The sequence below is a fragment of the Roseobacter sp. HKCC-CH-9351 genome (assembly GCF_037830295.1).
Classification (GTDB): Bacteria; Pseudomonadota; Alphaproteobacteria; order Rhodobacterales; family Rhodobacteraceae; genus M30B80.
The window spans coordinates 947501-965246 of record NZ_JBBLYM010000001.1 but is presented as its reverse complement, the minus strand read 5'-3'; the positions used below and the strand labels follow the sequence as shown (position 1 = coordinate 965246).

Below are 17746 nucleotides of genomic sequence, written 5' to 3'. Positions count from 1 at the left end.
CTATTCTGCCGCCATCTGCGTTGCGGCGCTTTGCATCCATGCATCAAGGGCCGCTATTTGTGATGGGTCTAGCCGCAGCCCCAACTTGCTGCGCCGCCAAACCACATCTTCGGCTGTTTGCGCGAATTCATGTTTCATAAGCCAACGCACCTCTGCCTCGGTCAAAGTTGCGCCGAAATCGCGACCGAGATCCTCTGATGTTTGAGCCCCCGCCATTATCGCCCAAGCATCCCGCCCATAGGCGTGAATGAGGCGCGTGGCCCATTTGGGCGTAAGAAACGGATAAGCCGCTGCAAGGCTTGCAATCAACCGATCCACATCCCTCACAGCAAAATTGCCACCTGGCAAGGCTACCCCCGCCGTCCACGGCCTGCGCGCGGATTTCGTGAACTCCGCGATTTTTTCAAGCGCAGATTCTGCCAAGCGGCGATAGGTCGTGATCTTGCCACCAAAAATATTCAGCAAGGGCGCATCCCCATCCCGTTCCAGGATCAGCGTGTAATCCCGCGTGGCGGCAGATGCCGATTGCGCCCCGTCATCATAGAGCGGCCGCAAACCAGAATAAGACCACACGATATCCTCGGCAGTGACAGCCGTGCGAAAATAGTTATTCACAAAGGCCAGCATATAATCCCGCTCCTCGATGCTGCATTCGGGGCGGGTATCGGGGTCGCGGTGATCTTTGTCGGTCGTCCCGATTAAGGTGAAATCCTGCTCATAAGGAATGGCGAAACATATGCGCCCGTCGTCACCCTGAAAGAAGTAGCATTTCTGATGATCATAAAGACGCTTGGTCACAATATGGCTGCCCCGCACGAGACGCACGCCACCTTTGCTGTTTTGGCCGATCTTCTGGCCAATCACATCACTGACCCATGGCCCTGCGGCATTGATCAAAATCCGCGCCTGATGGTGATAGGTTTGACCATCGCGGGTCTGGGTGCTGATCTTCCAAATGCCATTCTCCCGCTTGGCGGTCACCACCTTGTGACGCGGCAATATCACTGCGCCACGCTCGGCCGCATCGCGGGCATTCAGCGCCACAAGACGGCTGTCTTCCACCCAGCAATCTGAATATTCATAGGCCTTGGAAAATTTACGGTGCAGCGCCGCCCCCTCAGGGCCTTTGCGCAAATCCAGCACCGAGGTTCCAGGCAATATGTCTCGCCCGCCCAAGTGGTCATAAAGAAACAGGCCAAATCGGATCAACCATTGCGGGCGCCGCCCCGTCATCCAAGGCATAAGCCGCGCCAAAAGTCGCGATGTCGGGGTTTTGCTCTCAAAGCGCATATCTTTATGGTAGGGCAGCACAAACCGCATCGGCCAAGAAATATGAGGCATGGCTTTGAGCAAAGTTTCACGCTCAATCAGCGCCTCGCGCACCAAGCGAAACTCAAAATATTCTAGGTAGCGCAACCCACCATGAAACAGCTTAGTCGATGCCGAAGACGTGGCCGAGGCCAGATCGTTCATTTCCGCCAAACGCACCGTCAAGCCGCGTCCCGCCGCATCGCGGGCAATGCCGCAGCCATTGATGCCACCGCCGATGATGAAAAGATCGTCAATCTCGCTCGTCATATCCATTGCGCCTTTCTTGCGGGCCTCATTCTACCGAAACCTGCCGCCGCTATGGCACAAACGAACACAAACGAAAATAATAATCTTCAAAATTATTCATTTTTGACGTCATTCGAAGAATTGACCCCCGATTTTTAGCCATCTAAGGTCTGTTAACCGCGCAAATGCGCGAAAAGGAAAAGGAACGCGCATGTCGCAAAGCTTTCGCTGGCCAGAGATTCTCGACATCGCGAGGCGCGAGGGAAAAGTGAGTGTCGAAGGGCTGGCCGCGCATTTTGGCGTGACCACCCAAACGATCCGCCGCGACCTCAGCGATCTTGCCGATGCTGGAAAATTAGAGCGCGTCCATGGGGGCGCGATCCTGCCATCGAGCGTATCAAATATCGGCTATGAAATGCGGCGCGGGTTATACGCTGAAGAAAAGGCACGCATTGCGGCAGCTTGTGCGGCCCAAATACCCGATGACATTTCGCTCTTCCTCAATATCGGCACCACGACAGAGGCCGTTGCGCAAAATTTGCTGCATCACAAGAATCTATTGGTGGTCACAAATAACATCAATGTCGCGACTATCCTTGCCGCCAATCCCAATTGCGAGATCATCCTTGCGGGCGGGCAATTGCGCCGCGCAGATGGGGGGCTGATCGGTAAGCTGACCTCGGATGCGGTGGCGCAGTTCAAATTTGACCTTGCGGTCATAGGATGCTCAGCCATTGATGCGGAAGGGGATATGTTGGATTTCGACATCCAAGAGGTGGGGGTCAGCCAGACAATCATCTCACAATCGCGGCGCGTGTTTTTGGTGGCCGACCGCTCAAAATTTACGCGCAGCGCACCTGCAAAAATCGCTGCACTTTCGCAAATTGATGCGCTGTTTACAGATCATCCGCTTGACGCCCCATTGGCCGCACGTTGCCGTGATTGGGGGCTAGCAACACATATAATTCCATACAGTTCGACAGGGGCCTAAACCATGACCCATATTCTTGCAATTGACCAAGGCACCACCTCGACCCGCGCGATTGTTTACGATGCAGCGTTTGATGCCCTTGCACAGGCGCAAGAGGAGTTTACCCAACACTACCCGCGCTCGGGCTGGGTCGAGCATGACCCGATGGATTTGTGGCAGACCACGCAAAATTGTATCACATCCGCCTTGCGCGATGCCGCGACACCCGCAACGGCGATTGCGGCCATCGGCATCACCAATCAACGTGAAACCGTGCTTCTGTGGGATCGCAAAACGGGCGCGCCCTTGCACAATGCCATCGTTTGGCAAGACCGCCGCACAGCGGATCGCTGCGCAACTTTGCGTGCCGCAGGCCATGAAGAGATGATCACCGCCAAAACAGGGCTTGTGCTTGATCCATATTTCTCAGCCAGCAAATTGGCATGGATGTTAGATGAAATCCCAGATGCCCGCAAACGCGCCGAGGCGGGCGAATTGGCCTTTGGCACAGTAGACACTTGGCTGATTTGGCATTTGACGGGAGGCGCGGCCCATGTGACCGATATGACCAATGCCGCGCGCACAATGCTGTTCGACATCCACAGCCTTGAGTGGTGCGAAGATATCCTTTCGCTCTTTAACATCCCCAGTGCGGTTCTGCCCAATGTTCTCGATTGTGACGCACATTTCGGGACGACCGCAAAGGATGTCATCGGCGCAGAAGTTCCGATCCGCGCCGTTGCGGGTGACCAACAGGCCGCAACAATTGGCCAAGCTTGTTTTGACAAAGGCATGGCCAAAGTCACTTATGGCACTGGGTGCTTTGCGCTGATGAACACAGGCACAACTGCTGTCCCCTCGAAGAATAAACTTTTGACCACCATCGCTTATCGCATGGATGGGCAAACGGCCTATGCGCTAGAGGGCTCCATCTACATTGCGGGCGCGGTGGTGCAGTGGTTGCGCGATGGGTTGGGCATCATCGCCTCGGCGGCAGAGACACAAGACATGGCCAAAGCCGCAGATAATGGACAAGCCATCACGCTTGTGCCCGCTTTTACGGGTTTGGCCACACCCTATTGGAATTCCGAATGCCGTGGGGCCGTGTTCGGTCTGTCGCGCAACACAGGGCCGAATGAATTGGCGCGCGCCGCACTTCAATCCGTGGGCTTGCAAACCCGTGATCTGATGGAGGCTATGGCCGCCGATATGGCGGCTTTGCAAACGGGCCAAACGGTTCTGCGGGTGGATGGCGGCATGAGCGCGTCAGACTACACCCTGCAATATGTGGCCGATATTCTGAATGCGCCAGTCGATCGACCCACGCACCTCGAGACGACCGCCCGCGGCGTTGCGTGGTTGGCAGGCTACAAGGCAGGCCTTTACCCAGACCAAGCAGGCTTCAGAAAAACTTGGGCCATAGATCGTCAATTCGCGCCCAAGATGAATGCGGATACGCGCAATTCAGATTATGCGCGCTGGCAAAGGGCGGTTGCTGCGGCCATCGCAGCGGGGGCCTAGTAGTTTGCGTAAGCTTAGGCCTTAATACGAACAATCAGCAGTGGCACAGCTACGCTCAAAATCAGCAGGCGTACCACGTGATGCGCTGCAACCAAAGCAGGCTCAAGGCCTGTGCTGACTGCCAAAGCCGCCATGATTTCCACACCCCCCGGTGCGAATGCTAGAAGCAGCACCGAAGGGGGCAACCCGATCAGTCTGGCCGCAATGATAGCGCCAAGTGCCGCCACTGCGCAGGATACGAGCGTCCCCACCGCCCCCGCCGCCAAGGCCCCCAACAAGCCTTTGCGATCCAGCCCCCGAAATCGCGTGCCAATCAAGCAACCCATCACCATAAAGGCCAGTGAGGTCAGCCAGATCGGCAAATTGCCTGGGGTCAGGTTCGCCCCATGGCCAATGGCTGATGCGGCCATCGCACCCAATAAAAGCGGCGCAGGTATCGAAAACCGTTTAAAGATAAGACCAAGAGCTAAGGCCGCCGCGAAAACAACCGCAGCCGCCAAAAGGCTGATGGCCCCGTGATCCACGACATAGGCCGTGCCTGTCATCCCCCAAAGCGAGATCAGCAAGGGCACACAGAGGGTCAGCAACAAAACCCGCGTGGCCTGTACCAAAGCCACCCGCGCCACATCCACGCCCATTGAGGTCGACAACCCAAGAACATAGCTGAGATGCCCGGGCGTGGCGGCGAGGGTCGCAGTCACCACATCATAGCCAAAACCGCGCATCAAGATGGCCCGCAGCGCAAAAATCAGCACAACCAAAGTGACCGCCAAAATGGCCAAGGATATTGGCCATGTCAGCGCAGTCTCGATCACCTCAGGTGTGACCGTGCTGCCAATCGAGACGCCAATCACCACGAACACCACATCGCGCAGGGGCAAGGGAATTAAACTTTTCAACCCTAACATCGTGGCAACCGAAACAGCCGCAGCAGGCCCAGTCAGCATATAGGCAGGAAACCCAATCAACCAAAAAAGCCCAGCCCCTGCCGCGCCAAGCGCAAGCGTGGGCAGAGTTTCTTTGACAATGCGTTGAGCGGTCGGACGCACCCAATGGGCCTTTGCAATTTTCAACAAAAGGGGGCGCGGATTATCCCCGCGCCCGATTACTTATGTTTAGCGCTGATCAATCGCCATCTGCAACACCAGCCTGACGCAAGCGGGCGCGGCGGGCGCGATAGGCAGGCACAAAAACCAGACCCACCGCAAGGATCAACAACCCCACGCTCTATTGCTGTTCAAGCCAAATGATTGAGGATGTGATGAGTGGCAAACTAGCCCTCGCCTATAATGTCTTGGGCAGTTACGTGGCCGAACGTTTGGCCGATCAATCCGAAGGTCGTGTCCAAATTCTGCGGATGACCGATTTTTCCAACGTGATTTTGCGCACCGCCTTGATACCAAGCACGGCGCAGAACCCAAACGATGCAGGGGCGTTTATTGATGCGCTGCTCAGTATCGCCTTGCGCGATGGGGCCGATGGTTGGCCCCTGCCGCCGCTCAATGACACATCGCCTGCTGCGTCTAGTGCGGGATTTGGGCCTATTCGGATCGGCCCCGCCCTGATGGTCTATCTTGACCCGCTCAATCGGCGCAATTTTTTGGCCGAATGGGAAAACGCGATTGTGCAACAATAACGCTAGCCTGCAAAACTCCAGCGTTGCAAAACGGAAATCGCATAGGCCTGTGAGAGGCTTGTGAGTGCCGCGCTTGATCCTTCGGCCTCAAGGCCCAAAGCCTCGAAATGACCGCAAGATTGACAGGTGATCTTTGTCGCATCCATCGCGATATCGCTTGCCCCACATTCAGGACAAATGGCGGCAACATCATCATTGAACATTAACTCTCCTCCTCCCCTAGCCTGCGGCCAAAACGGGGGCTTGCGGGCGGCGACTGCGCGTCAAAAGCCACGCAATAATCGCCACATTAAACCCGTTCCACAAAATACCGTTGATGAATGCCATCTGATAACTGCCTGTTACATCGAAAATCCACCCCGACATCCAACCGCCAAGCGCCATGCCCACAATCGTCATCATGATCACAAATCCAACCCGCTGACCTGCTTCTCGGGCGGGCATATATTCGCGCACAATCAAAGCGTAAGACGGAACAATCCCACCCTGAGCCAAACCAAAAATCAAGCTGACAACATAAAGCGACACAAGCCCATCATAGGGCAGGTAAAAAAACAGCGCCGTCATTTGCAGAACTGATCCAATCAATAGGGTGCGCACACCACCCAAATGATCAGCGACTAAGCCTGAAATGATGCGGCTGACCACACCACCCAGAAGCATCAGCGACAGCATCTCGGCTCCCACCGCAGGGCCATATCCAAGGCCCACGCAGTAAGATACGATATGCACCTGTGGCATCGACATGGCCACACAGCAGGCCACGCCTGCAAAGCCCAGCAGATATTGCAACTGGCGCGAGGACAGGCCAACCGAATTTGCCTTGGCGCGCGACATTGCCTCGGACTGGGCATGGGCGGTTTCTGGCAGTTTGCGCCGCAACGCGAATGAAAGCGGGATGATCCCCACAAGCGCAATCACTGCAAGGGTGAGGTAGACAGCCCGCCATCCATCCTCGGCCAAAATCCCAGAAAGAACCATCGGCCAAATCGCACCAGAGAGGTAATTGCCGCTGGCCACCAAGGCCACGGCAATCCCGCGGCGGCGCAAGAACCAATGCGATATATCCGCCAATAAAGGGCCAAAGCCCGCAGCCGTTCCAAGGCCCAAAATCAGATGGATCAGGGACAGCGTGTAAATGCTGCTTGCGAGAGTGGAGAGAGCGAACCCCGCCGCGATCATGACAGCTGCCAGAGAGAGGGCAATCGTGACACCAAAACGATCCACCAAGCGCCCCACCAAAAGATTGCCCGCGCCAAACCCCACCATCGTCATCGTGTAGGGCAAGGACGAGGCCGCGCGCAGCGATCCAAATTCCGCCTCAACCGCAGGCATGACCACGATGATAGCCCACATGCCCACATTAGCAATCATCGCAATCGCCAAGGTGATGGCGAGCCTACCCCAAGAATAGGCGCTATCATGAATATTGCTTTGCATGGATCAGACCTGTTCCCATCGCGCAAATCTAACGCTATCGCCATTCCAAAAAGAGCGCCAACAAAAGTTGCATCTGCCCGCCATTCGTGGCGAGATGGCCAAATCACGCGCGAATAGAAAGACCAGGCGATATGTCCTTAAGCCCGACCCAGAACCATGCCCCGCTCAAATTGGGGCTGATCGGTGACAATATCAAACAATCCAGCGCCCCGCGTTTGCACCGAATTGCAGGCCACCTGAACGCCCGCGCGGTCAGCTATGATCTCTTGATCCCCCCTGAACGCGAGGAAACCTTTCTTGCGGTCTTCGAGACCGCGCAAATTGAAGGCTATTCAGGGCTCAACATCACATATCCCTATAAAGAAAAAGTGGTGCCACTTGTGCAACTGGCCGATCCCATGTTGGACGCGGTTGGGGCCGTGAACACCGTTCTTTTCACGGCCCAAGGGCCCATCGGCTATAACACAGATTACACGGGCTTTAAGGCCGCCTATCAGGCCACGCGGGGCGATGACGCGCCAAGCGAGGTGCTGATCATCGGGTCAGGTGGGGTGGGACGCGCGATTGCCTTTGGCCTTGCAGATTTAGGGGCAAGCGCGTTGCATCTGGTTGATACAGATTTGGCTAAAGCCGATGGCCTAAAGCGTGATCTGGCGCGTGGCTTTCCGACATTACAGGTCACAACGATGCACGAGGTGTCCAATCTGCCACCTGAGATCACAGGCCTTGTGAACGCAACGCCAATTGGCATGGTTGGCTATGGCGGCACCCCGCTGCCGGCTGCGCATATGCGAGAGGCAAAATGGGTGTTTGACGCGGTCTATACCCCACTTGAGACCCCGTTCCTCAAAGATGCAGCGGCGCTTGGTCTAGAAATCATTTCTGGGTGGGAATTATTCTTTTATCAAGGCGTGCACGCATGGGCACATTTTTCGGGCGGCAGCGTGGATGAGGCCGCGTTGCGCGCGGCGCTGTTGCAAGCCTAATTCAAGATGGGCTCAAATTCGATCAGGGCGCTAATCGGTGCATAGTCATCTGTCAGAACGCGCGGCTGCTTATCAGCCACAATCTGCGCCACGAAGGCATCATCGAGGGGTTGAAAGATCATTGGATCAGGCGACCCCGCCGTGAGGCGAGAGACAGGACTTGGTGTTTCGCCACACAGAAGAACAAAAATCCGCCGCTCACCCATGCTTGGCCCACGTGCCTCTGTCCAGACTTCGACACTTGGGCAAATTGCGCTGCTGGCCTTACTGCCAGCGCAAACCCCTATCCGACAAGCGGCGCTGCACGCGGGCGGGATAGTCGGAACAGATCGCATCCACCCCAAAATCAATCATGCGATCGATATCTGCGGTTTGATTTACCGTCCAAACAACTACGCCCAAATCTAGGCTTTTCGCATAGGCAACATCTGCTGCGGTGATATCCGCGAAATGCGGGCACCAGAGCGCGCCACCTTCCGCCTTGATCTGAGCGGGAATATCGGGTGGCAATCGAAAGTGCGGCTCAGATGCAATCGACAAATATGACCGCGGGATTTCTGGCGCTTGTGCCTTACAGTCCGCCAAAATGGCCCAATCAAAACTGTGCAAAACGGTCTGCTCGACCACATCTGTGCCACGGATCACATCCAAAACTGCCGCAACAAAATGCGCCCGCGCGGCGGTATCTTGGGCAAGCACGGGATCAGATTTCATCTCCAGAAGCAAACGCGCCGCCGCGTGCTGAGGCTGTGAAATAAGGGCGCATAGATCGGCCAATCGCGGCACCTGTAGCCCGTCAACCTGCGCCTGATCGGGAAAGGCCGCGCCATAGGCGCTCTGCCCATCAATTTTACCAACCTCATAGCGACAGAGATCAGCATAGCTCAAATCACGGATTGGCATCTCATTTGTGATGAACTGTCCCGTGTCATCCCGAAAGGTTGCGGCGTGCAGCGTGGGATTATGCGTAATGACGGGGATATCATCGCCCGTCAGCACCACGTCAAACTCAAGCAATGGCACACCTGCGGCCAGCGCATAATCAAAACCAAGCATCGTATTTTCGGGAAACACCCCGCGCGCGCCCCGATGGCCAACGATACGGATCATCCCTGACAATTTGCGAAAATCTGCCGCCGCATCGCCCATCACGCGTCCTGACATTTCCTGTAACGCCTACCTCTTGCCTAGCACCCCGCAGCCATTGCTTGCAATCAGCCAAGTGGCGCTTATTGTTTCGCGCAGTAAAACAGGAAAGTAACGATCACATGACCCATTATCGCATTCTGTTGGCCTGTATCATCCTTGCAGGCTGTGGCGTGCCATTTGTGCCCTTGGTCTAAGGGCCAGTCGGGAAAGGGAAGAGATGGAACAAGACCCCAAAACCCTTTTGCTTTTTGGCGATTCCAATACCCATGGCACTGTGCCTTTAACTGTGCTTGGGCAGCCAGAGCGCTATCCCCTTGCGCAAAGATGGCCGACCCTTTTGGCGCAAAAACTTGGGGCCACATGGCACGTGATTGATGAAGGCTTGCCCGGGCGCACGACTTTGCATGATGACCCAGTGGAAGGGCCGCATAAGAATGGCGCGGCCGCGTTACTGGGGATTTTAGAAAGCCACAGCCCAATTGATACGGTGGTGGTGAAACTTGGCACCAATGACCTAAAGCCGCGCTTTTGCGTCAATGCTTTCGATATTGCGCAATCTGTGGGTAAACTCGTGCGTATCATCCGCGCCTCTGGCTGCGGGCCTGCGCGTGGTATCCCGCGGGTGATTGTTGTCTGCCCTCCACAGATTGAGGAACGGGGGGTTTTGGCGGAAATGTTCCGTGGCGGCGCTGCAAAATCAACGGGCCTATCCCCCGCCATGGCCGAAATGGCGGCACGCGAGGGCGTGGATTTGGTCGATCTCACAGGCGCAGTGACGGTTTCACCCGTGGATGGCATACACTATGAGGCCACGCAAATGCCCCGCATTGCTGAGCTGATTTTCACAGCCATTCAAAACTGAATATCGGATAAGAGAGACGCGATGACATCGAATTGGTTGGCTGTAGATTGGGGCACATCGCATCTGCGCATTTGGTGGATCAACGCCGAAGGATCGGTCTTGGCGCAGCGTCACTCCTGCGATGGTATGGGCAACCTTCGCCCTGACGGGTTCGAGGCCGCCCTCGTAGAATTGGCGGACGATCTTTTGCCCGCATCTGAAAAAACTACGGCTTTGATATGCGGCATGGCGGGCGCACGCCAAGGATGGGCAGAAGCGCCCTATGTCGCGACCCCTTGCCCCCCGCCCTCTGTCGCCGCAGCCGTCAAAGTGGATACCACAGACCCCCGCTTGGCCGCCCATATTATTCCTGGGATCAAGCAAGAGCGTCCCGCAGATGTAATGCGCGGAGAAGAGACGCAAATCGCGGGGTTTTTAGACGAGTATCCAAATTTTGATGGCATCCTTTGCCTGCCTGGCACGCATTGCAAATGGGTGCAGATCAGCGCGGGCGAGATCGTCAGCTTCCGCACCTTCATGACAGGGGAATTGTTCGGCCTGTTAGAGCAGGCCTCGGTTCTGCGCCATTCCGTGGGCGGCGGGGGCTGGGACAGCGCCACCTTTCTTGCCGCTTTGGATGAGGCAATCGCCCATCCTGCATTGGTGTCGGCTAATCTCTTTTCCATCCGCGCCGAGGGGTTGCTTCATGGGGCCGACACGAATGCGGCCCGCGCGCGCCTATCTGGTCTGTTGATCGGTCAGGAATTGGCGGGCGCCAAACCCTATTGGCTGGGCCAAGATATCCGTGTGATTGGGACGGGCGGCATTGCAGATGCCTATCACGAGGCCATTACCGCCCAAGGGGCAAGTGTCATCAAAATTTCTGGCGAGGGCATGGCCCTGAGCGGGTTAAAGGCCGCGTATAAATCCTTTTTAGAGGCCGCAGAATGAGCCGCAACATTATTGCCATTTTGCGGGGCCTTCGGCCTGAGACTGCGCTCTCCATAACGGATGCACTGATTGCGGCAGGGATCACTCGGATCGAAGTGCCGTTAAACTCGCCAGACCCGTTTGACAGTATCGCGGCCATGGTTGCACATGCACAGGGGCGCGCCCTTATCGGCGCAGGCACCGTCCTAGACGTAGCAGCCGTTGATCGCTTGGTGCAGATCGGTGCGAAAATGGTGGTATCACCCGATACAAACCCCGCGGTGATTGAAGCCACAAAGGCACAAGGGATGCTGTCTTATCCGGGTGCATTTACTGCGACCGAATGCTTGACCGCATTGCGGCACGGCGCAGACGGGTTGAAACTCTTTCCTGCCTTCAAGCTTGGGGTGGATGGCTATAAGGCCCTAGCCGCCGTTCTGCCGAAATCGGTTGAAACCTATGCTGTGGGTGGCGTTGGTCCCGCAGATTTTGCCGCGTGGCAGGCCGCAGGGATCACTGGTTTTGGCCTGGGTTCGCACCTGTTCAAACCTGATTATGACGCAACCAAAGTTGGCCATTTGGCGAAAGAGTGCGTGACGGCCTATGATGCGGCCTTCGGGTGAAAATATCTGAGGGAACAGGGCGGGGAGATACCCCCGCCCCTTTTGCCAAACATCAGGCGGCGTTTTTATCCAAGGCATAAGCCCCAGCGCCATGCGCGAAGAACATCAAGAATGCACCTGCGATAGAGAAGTTCTTGAGGAACATGATCATCTGTATCTGATCGGAAAAATTGTTATGATACAGCACTGCTGTGACAACACAGAAGGCCGCGCCTGCCAATGCGACAAGACGCAATTTGAACCCTACCAATAGGGAAGCCCCCACCAAAATCTCGAAGATAATCGCAGGCCACGCCAAGAACGCCGGCAAACCACCCATCGTGACATAGCCTGCAAAGCCTTGCACATCGGCAAGCTTGCCCAGACCTGCCATTAGGAAAAATCCACCAATGAACACGCGCGCGATCAGCGGCGCAAATTTTTCAAGCTGCTGCATAAGATATCCATCCTTTTCCAAAAGCCATTCGCGGCTTGGCGCGGACATAAACACAGCGTTCAGCGGTCGGATATTCCAAAAGAATTGACGCGCTTTGTACAAATACGCACAGACAGAGGGCTTTACAGATTTAAAAATTATATCTGACCTTTTGCATGCAGCGAGTGACGGGCCCGTCATCCCTGCATTCAAGAGATGCGGTTTCTATGGGATTGCCTTTGTGGCTGAATGATTGGCCATCAGACTGGCAAATTACTGGCGGATGCAGATGATTTACCCTTGCCTCTTGCGCTGCAATACCGACAAAACTTTACACGAGTTAAATTTCAAAAATGCCCCTTTTACGCTCAAATCCACAGATGCGGGCATTCAGCCAGTGGGAAAAGGATGTCGAAGATGTATCTTGGGATCGATTTGGGAACTTCGGCTGTTAAGCTTTGTGTCATTGATGCTGAGGGAAATCTGATCGCGCAAAGCAGCAAAGATTTGCCCATTTCGCATCCGTTTGATGGGGCAAGCGAGCAAAATTGCGAGGATTGGTGGGAGGCAACACGCGCCTGCATCAAGGCATTAGATCCCGCGCTTCGTGCCGCCATCAAGGCAATTGGCCTATCTGGCCAGATGCATGGCGCCGTTGTGCTGGACGCGCAGCATAAACCTGTGCGGCCCGTGATTTTATGGAATGACGCCCGTGCAGATGTTGAATGTTCCGATATCATCGCGGCCGATCCGTCAGCCGCGCAACGTGCAGGCGTTTTGCCAATGCCGGGTTTTACGGCGCCAAAAATCTTGTGGTTGTCACGTCATGAGCCCGAGGCCCACGCCAAGATCCGCCATGTGATGTTGCCCAAAGATTATATCGGGCTCTGCCTGCATGGCGGGTGTGTGACCGACCCATCAGACGCCGCAGGCACATCATGGTTTGACGAGGCCGCGCGGTGTTGGTCTGCGCGGCTTTGTGAGCTGACCGCAACCGAGCCTGCTTGGCTGCCCCACGTCATGCATGGCACGGATGTGGCTGGCACGCTTTTGCCCGATATCGCCACCGATCTGGGTCTGACGCCTGACATTCCTGTGGCGGCAGGTGCAGGCGATGGTGCGGCGGGGGCGGTCGGTCTTGGTGCTGTGCAAGCAGGTGATGGATTTATCTCGCTTGGCACCTCGGGGCAGCTTTTTGTGACCACGGATGCCTATCGCCCAAATATCGAAAATCGCATTCACGCCTATGCCCATACCGTGCCTGATCACTGGTTTCAGATGGCCGCAATGTTGAATGGTGCACGCCCGATGGCGTGGCTGGCCGATCTGTTAAACCGCCCCATTGATCTTCTCTTGACCGAAGCGGTCGAGGCCCGGCCAGGCCCGCTCTTCCTGCCCTATCTGACGGGGGAGCGCACACCGCATGGAGACACCACAATTCGCGGGGGATTTGCCAATCTCGGCGAGGGCATGAGCCAAGGCAGCTTGATGCGCGCTGTTCTTGAGGCGATCGCCTTTTCTTTTGCTGATGCGGCCGAGGCCTTTGCAAAAGCGGGCACGGCCCCAACCTCACTCTTGGCCATTGGCGGGGGCACCCGCAGTGATTTGTTGATGCAAATGATCGCAGATGTGACAGGGATTACACTAGGTCGCAGCGATGAGGCCGTTGTGGGCCCTGCCCTTGGGGCCGCTCGGCTTGCGCTTGTGGCATGCGGCGATAAACCTATGGATGCAGTGATGCAGCGCCCCACTGTCCGTCATTGGTTCAAACCGAAAGGGGCAATGGATCACAGCACGCAGATACGCCTTGAGGCATATCGCGCCTTATATCCCGCATTGCGAACGGTTCAGCAAAAACTGCGGTAAGGGAGGCGCAATTCTGCCAACCGCGAGCGGATCGCACGGGGCAGGAAACGCGAAAAAGCCATCACATCCGCCAAAGCGACAGAAGCAAACAGCGCGATACGAGCAGGCAAGTTGATTTTATTGGTTGCGGGGGCAGGATTTGAACCTGCGGCCTTCAGGGTCGTGTCAGATCACTATAAAATCAATGGCTTAGAAGGCAGTTGGTGTTGAAAACCTCATAACTACGTCGTTTGTTAGGGGATCTACTATAACACTTAAGGTTATTCCTATTGTGGAACCAGTTAATCCAACCAGCATCTTTAAACCGCCCTCAAGAACGCAACGTTGTTGCCTGAGGCTGCCATTTCATGGAAACCTTGTTCGTCTAGTCTAGTTTTCAAATCAGCCACGGCATCCGAACCAATGATATGAGGATGAAATTCAATCAGGAGTTTTGTTACTTCGTTCCCAAACGGAATCAAAAGAAGGTCGGCTTCATATCCTTCAACGTCCATGATCACAAAATTTGGCGCATGCGTTTCCATAGCTTCAGTTATGGACAATGATTCCAAAGTGTTCATAAGACCGTCCACATCACTCCGAGAGTAGCTACTGGAAGAGATAATGTTGTCAGTTACTGACAAATTAATCGGTAGACCATCGGTTGTAATTGGCTTCAAATGCAGTGTTGGAACATGAGAGTTTAACTCGTAGTTGCGAGCTATCACCGGTGCCATTTTTGTGTTGGCTTCATAAGAATAGACTGCACCTTTGTTGCAGAGCTTGGCCGCAATCAGTCCAATTGCACCTATCCCTGCACCAATTTCAAGAATTACATCTCTTTCATCACATATCACAGAAAGCAATTTTCGTTCATCGTCTTCGTATATTCCCTTGAACAAAAGATTACGAACCGTCGAAGATTGGATAAGCTTTGTATCAATCTTGACGCCATCGAGCGTTACAACACCCCCTAGAAAGTGTCGCTTAAACAACATAACAATATTGCGAAACGGGTTTTTCATATAACCTATGCTCTCGAGAAAACACTGCTGAGACACTATAGTGTTCGCTATAGTTACACGAGTCTCAACAAATCCCAACTCCACTCACATCGAGATCATAAGTTATTGATTCTATTGGGATTGGTTGCGGGGGCAGGATTTGAACCTGCGGCCTTCAGGTTATGAGCCTGACGAGCTACCGGGCTGCTCCACCCCGCGCCAATATACAGGCCCCAAGGCTGAAATTTCAGGCAATTTGGGGCTGCATCGTTAGAGAGATCGGTGTTCGTGTTTCTTACTAGGTTTGGCGGTGACCTACTCTCCCACGTCTTAAGACGCAGTACCATTGGCGCAGTGGCACTTAACGGCCGGGTTCGGAATGGAGCCGGGTGTTTTGCTCACGCTATGACCACCAAACCGAGAAAGAAACACAAAACATCCAAGTCAGCACACCTGAGTGTGATGCTTTCATCAATCCTAGAGGCCAAACCTGGCTTCTACTGGATCAAATCAAGCCTATCGGGCAATTAGTACCAGTCAACTGAACGCATTGCTGCGCTTACATCTCTGGCCTATCGACGTGGTGGTCTTCCACGGCCCTCAGGGATACCTTGTTTTGAGGGGGGCTTCCCGCTTAGATGCCTTCAGCGGTTATCCTGTCCGATCATAGCTACCCTGCACTGCTGCTGGCGCAACAACAGGTCCACCAGTGGATCGTTCACCCCGGTCCTCTCGTACTAGGGGCAACTCCTCTCAAGTATCCTACACCCACGGCAGATAGGGACCGAACTGTCTCACGACGTTCTAAACCCAGCTCACGTACCTCTTTAAATGGCGAACAGCCATACCCTTGGGACCTGCTCCAGCCCCAGGATGAGATGAGCCGACATCGAGGTGCCAAACGATGCCGTCGATATGGACTCTTGGGCATCATCAGCCTGTTATCCCCGGCGTACCTTTTATCCGTTGAGCGATGGCCCTCCCACTTGGGACCACCGGATCACTATGACCGTCTTTCGACTCTGCTCGACTTGTCAGTCTTGCAGTCAGGCTGGCTTCTGCCATTGCACTCAACGAGCGATTTCCGACCGCTCTGAGCCAACCATCGCGCGCCTCCGTTACTCTTTAGGAGGCGACCGCCCCAGTCAAACTACCCACCACAGAGGGTCCCGGACCCGGATAACGGGCCGCGGTTAGACATCAAGCAAAGCAAGGGTGGTATCTCAAGGATGACTCCACAGGAACTGGCGTCCCTGCTTCAAAGTCTACCACCTATCCTGCACATGCTTGGCCTGATGCCAATCTGAAGTTGTAGTAAAGGTGCACGGGGTCTTTCCGTCTAACCGCGGGAAGCCTGCATCTTGACAGGCAATTCAATTTCGCTGAGTCGATGTTGGAGACAGCGGGGAAGTCGTTACGCCATTCGTGCAGGTCGGAACTTACCCGACAAGGAATTTCGCTACCTTAGGACCGTTATAGTTACGGCCGCCGTTTACCTGGGCTTCAATTCGGAGCTTGCACCCCTCCTTTTAACCTTCAGGCACCGGGCAGGCGTCAGACCCTATACGTCGTCTTGCGACTTCGCAGAGCCCTGTGTTTTTAGTAAACAGTCGCCACCCCCTGGTTTGTGCCCCCGGATCCAAGTTGCCTTGAACCCGGGCCTCCTTCTCGCGAACTTACGGAGGTATTTTGCCGAGTTCCTTCAACATCGTTCTCTCAAGCGCCTTGGTATTCTCTACCAGTCCACCTGTGTCGGTTTAGGGTACGGTCTGGTGTGGGGCTATTTCCAGGAACCGATTAGCGGCCCACCCAATCCAATAAGGGTGAACAACAGTCACGATCCGTCACATCCCACTGGCCCAGGAATATTAACCTGGTTCCCATCGACTACGCATTTCTGCCTCGCCTTAGGGGCCGGCTTACCCTGCTCAGATTAGCTTTAAGCAGGAACCCTTGGACTTTCGGCGACAGGGTCTCTCACCCTGTTTGTCGCTACTCATGTCATCATTCTCGCTAGTGATCTCTCCACCGGATGGCTCACGCCCCGGCTTCACAGAAAACTCCGCGTCTCCAATACGGGCGAACCCGTTAAGGAGACATGGAGTTATGTCACACTACGCTCCGCTACCACGCACTTACGTGCATCCTCAGCTTCGGCTCATGGCTTGAGCCCCGATACATCTTCGCCGCAGGACAACTTATTTAGACCAGTGAGCTGTTACGCTATCTTTAAAGGATGGCTGCTTCTAAGCCAACCTCCTGGTTGTTTTGGTCGTCCCACCTGCTTTCCCACTTAGCCATGAATTAGGGGCCTTAGCTGGAGGTCAGGGTTGTTTCCCTCTCCACGACGGACGTTAGCATCCGCCGTGTGTCTGCCATCTAGTACTCCCGGGTATTCGGAGTTTGGTTAGGATCAGTAAGCCTGTGGGGCCCCATTACCCATCCAGTGCTCTACCCCCCGGGGTATTCGGATGACGCTCTACCTAAATAGATTTCGCGGAGAACCAGCTATCTCCGAGTTTGATTGGCCTTTCACCCCTAGCCACAACTCATCCCGACCTTTTTCAACAGGTGTGGGTTCGGACCTCCAGTTGGTGTTACCCAACCTTCATCCTGGTCATGGCTAGATCACTCGGTTTCGGGTCTGATCCCACGAACTCATTCGCCCTATTAAGACTCGCTTTCGCTGCGCCTACACCTAACGGCTTAAGCTTGCTCGTGAGACCAAGTCGATGACCCATTATACAAAAGGTACGCCGTCAGAGCTCGAGGCTCCTCCGACTGCTTGTAGGCGTCCGGTTTCAGGTACTGTTTCACTCCCCTCGTCGG

General features: G+C 55.0%; 16 protein-coding genes, 1 tRNA gene and 2 rRNA genes (1 of these 19 only partly in view). 8 read left to right on the top strand and 11 right to left on the bottom strand.

What is annotated here, in order from left to right:
- Positions 1 to 1578, bottom strand: a complete 1578-nt coding sequence (gene glpD / locus AAC632_RS04990; RefSeq protein ID WP_340297840.1) for a glycerol-3-phosphate dehydrogenase — start codon at positions 1576 to 1578, stop codon at positions 1 to 3.
- A 190-nt stretch (positions 1579 to 1768) separates the two neighbouring features.
- Here glpD and AAC632_RS04985 point away from each other — a divergent pair, with 190 nt between their 5' ends.
- Both AAC632_RS04985 and glpK read left to right on the top strand, forming a co-directional pair.
- Positions 1769 to 2548, top strand: coding sequence for a DeoR/GlpR family DNA-binding transcription regulator (locus AAC632_RS04985; RefSeq protein ID WP_317656614.1), 780 nt, complete (start codon positions 1769 to 1771; stop codon positions 2546 to 2548).
- A gap of 3 nt (positions 2549 to 2551) precedes the next feature.
- Entirely contained in the window at positions 2552 to 4048 is a 1497-nt protein-coding gene (gene glpK / locus AAC632_RS04980) for a glycerol kinase GlpK (protein WP_340297841.1), read from the top strand.
- 14 nt (positions 4049 to 4062) lie between these two features.
- On the opposite strand, the gene AAC632_RS04975 is transcribed toward glpK, so the two are convergent.
- Positions 4063 to 5097: an AbrB family transcriptional regulator gene (locus tag AAC632_RS04975; protein ID WP_340297842.1), complete on the bottom strand. Its 1035-nt coding sequence runs from the start codon at positions 5095 to 5097 to the stop codon at positions 4063 to 4065.
- Positions 5098 to 5309: 212 nt separating this feature from the next.
- Between AAC632_RS04975 and AAC632_RS04970 the strand changes: the two genes are divergently transcribed.
- Entirely contained in the window at positions 5310 to 5684 is a 375-nt protein-coding gene (locus AAC632_RS04970) for a hypothetical protein (RefSeq protein ID WP_340297843.1), read from the top strand.
- A 2-nt stretch (positions 5685 to 5686) separates the two neighbouring features.
- Here AAC632_RS04970 and AAC632_RS04965 read toward each other — a convergent pair whose 3' ends face one another.
- Both AAC632_RS04965 and AAC632_RS04960 read right to left on the bottom strand, forming a co-directional pair.
- Positions 5687 to 5887, bottom strand: coding sequence for a hypothetical protein (locus AAC632_RS04965; protein ID WP_340244940.1), 201 nt, complete (start codon positions 5885 to 5887; stop codon positions 5687 to 5689).
- Positions 5888 to 5903: 16 nt separating this feature from the next.
- Positions 5904 to 7124 carry an MFS transporter gene (locus AAC632_RS04960; RefSeq protein ID WP_340297844.1) on the bottom strand — a complete coding sequence of 407 codons (1221 nt, stop codon included), beginning with the start codon at positions 7122 to 7124 and terminating at the stop codon, positions 5904 to 5906.
- A gap of 131 nt (positions 7125 to 7255) precedes the next feature.
- Between AAC632_RS04960 and AAC632_RS04955 the strand changes: the two genes are divergently transcribed.
- The gene (locus AAC632_RS04955) at positions 7256 to 8110 is read left to right on the top strand and encodes a shikimate dehydrogenase family protein (protein WP_340297845.1); all 855 of its coding nucleotides are present in this window, start codon (positions 7256 to 7258) and stop codon (positions 8108 to 8110) included.
- Here the strand turns inward: AAC632_RS04955 and AAC632_RS04950 are convergent.
- A complete protein-coding gene (locus tag AAC632_RS04950) occupies positions 8107 to 8445 on the bottom strand; it encodes a fused MFS/spermidine synthase (protein ID WP_340297846.1) in 339 nt (112 codons plus the stop codon). The two genes, AAC632_RS04955 and AAC632_RS04950, sit on opposite strands and share 4 nt — an antisense overlap.
- Positions 8375 to 9274, bottom strand: a complete 900-nt coding sequence (locus tag AAC632_RS04945) for a glycerophosphodiester phosphodiesterase family protein (RefSeq protein ID WP_340297847.1) — start codon at positions 9272 to 9274, stop codon at positions 8375 to 8377. Before AAC632_RS04945 ends, AAC632_RS04950 begins: the two co-directional genes overlap by 71 nt.
- Before the next feature lie 202 nt (positions 9275 to 9476).
- On the opposite strand from AAC632_RS04945, the gene AAC632_RS04940 reads away from it, so the two are divergent.
- From AAC632_RS04940 to AAC632_RS04930, 3 genes are read left to right on the top strand one after another with little or no spacing between them, the layout of a single operon-like run.
- Positions 9477 to 10121, top strand: a complete 645-nt coding sequence (locus tag AAC632_RS04940) for an SGNH/GDSL hydrolase family protein (protein WP_340297848.1) — start codon at positions 9477 to 9479, stop codon at positions 10119 to 10121.
- 21 nt (positions 10122 to 10142) lie between these two features.
- Positions 10143 to 11051: a 2-dehydro-3-deoxygalactonokinase gene (locus AAC632_RS04935; RefSeq protein ID WP_340297850.1), complete on the top strand. Its 909-nt coding sequence runs from the start codon at positions 10143 to 10145 to the stop codon at positions 11049 to 11051.
- On the top strand, positions 11048 to 11653 hold the full coding sequence (locus AAC632_RS04930) for a 2-dehydro-3-deoxy-6-phosphogalactonate aldolase (RefSeq protein WP_340297852.1): 606 nt from the start codon (positions 11048 to 11050) through the stop codon (positions 11651 to 11653). The genes AAC632_RS04935 and AAC632_RS04930 overlap by 4 nt, the downstream gene beginning before the upstream one ends.
- Before the next feature lie 52 nt (positions 11654 to 11705).
- On the opposite strand, the gene AAC632_RS04925 is transcribed toward AAC632_RS04930, so the two are convergent.
- Positions 11706 to 12137: a DoxX family protein gene (locus AAC632_RS04925; RefSeq protein WP_340297853.1), complete on the bottom strand. Its 432-nt coding sequence runs from the start codon at positions 12135 to 12137 to the stop codon at positions 11706 to 11708.
- Between the two features lie 348 nt (positions 12138 to 12485).
- Here AAC632_RS04925 and xylB point away from each other — a divergent pair, with 348 nt between their 5' ends.
- On the top strand, positions 12486 to 13934 hold the full coding sequence (xylB, locus tag AAC632_RS04920; RefSeq protein ID WP_340297854.1) for a xylulokinase: 1449 nt from the start codon (positions 12486 to 12488) through the stop codon (positions 13932 to 13934).
- Between the two features lie 299 nt (positions 13935 to 14233).
- Here xylB and AAC632_RS04915 read toward each other — a convergent pair whose 3' ends face one another.
- The 4 genes from AAC632_RS04915 to AAC632_RS04900 all read right to left on the bottom strand — a co-directional run.
- The gene (locus AAC632_RS04915; protein WP_340297855.1) at positions 14234 to 14938 is read right to left on the bottom strand and encodes an FkbM family methyltransferase; all 705 of its coding nucleotides are present in this window, start codon (positions 14936 to 14938) and stop codon (positions 14234 to 14236) included.
- 121 nt (positions 14939 to 15059) lie between these two features.
- Positions 15060 to 15136 (bottom strand) — tRNA-Met (locus tag AAC632_RS04910).
- Positions 15137 to 15219: 83 nt separating this feature from the next.
- Positions 15220 to 15334: ribosomal RNA gene (gene rrf / locus AAC632_RS04905) — 5S ribosomal RNA — on the bottom strand.
- An 89-nt stretch (positions 15335 to 15423) separates the two neighbouring features.
- Positions 15424 to 17746, bottom strand: a 23S ribosomal RNA gene (locus tag AAC632_RS04900) (it continues 509 nt past the right edge of the window).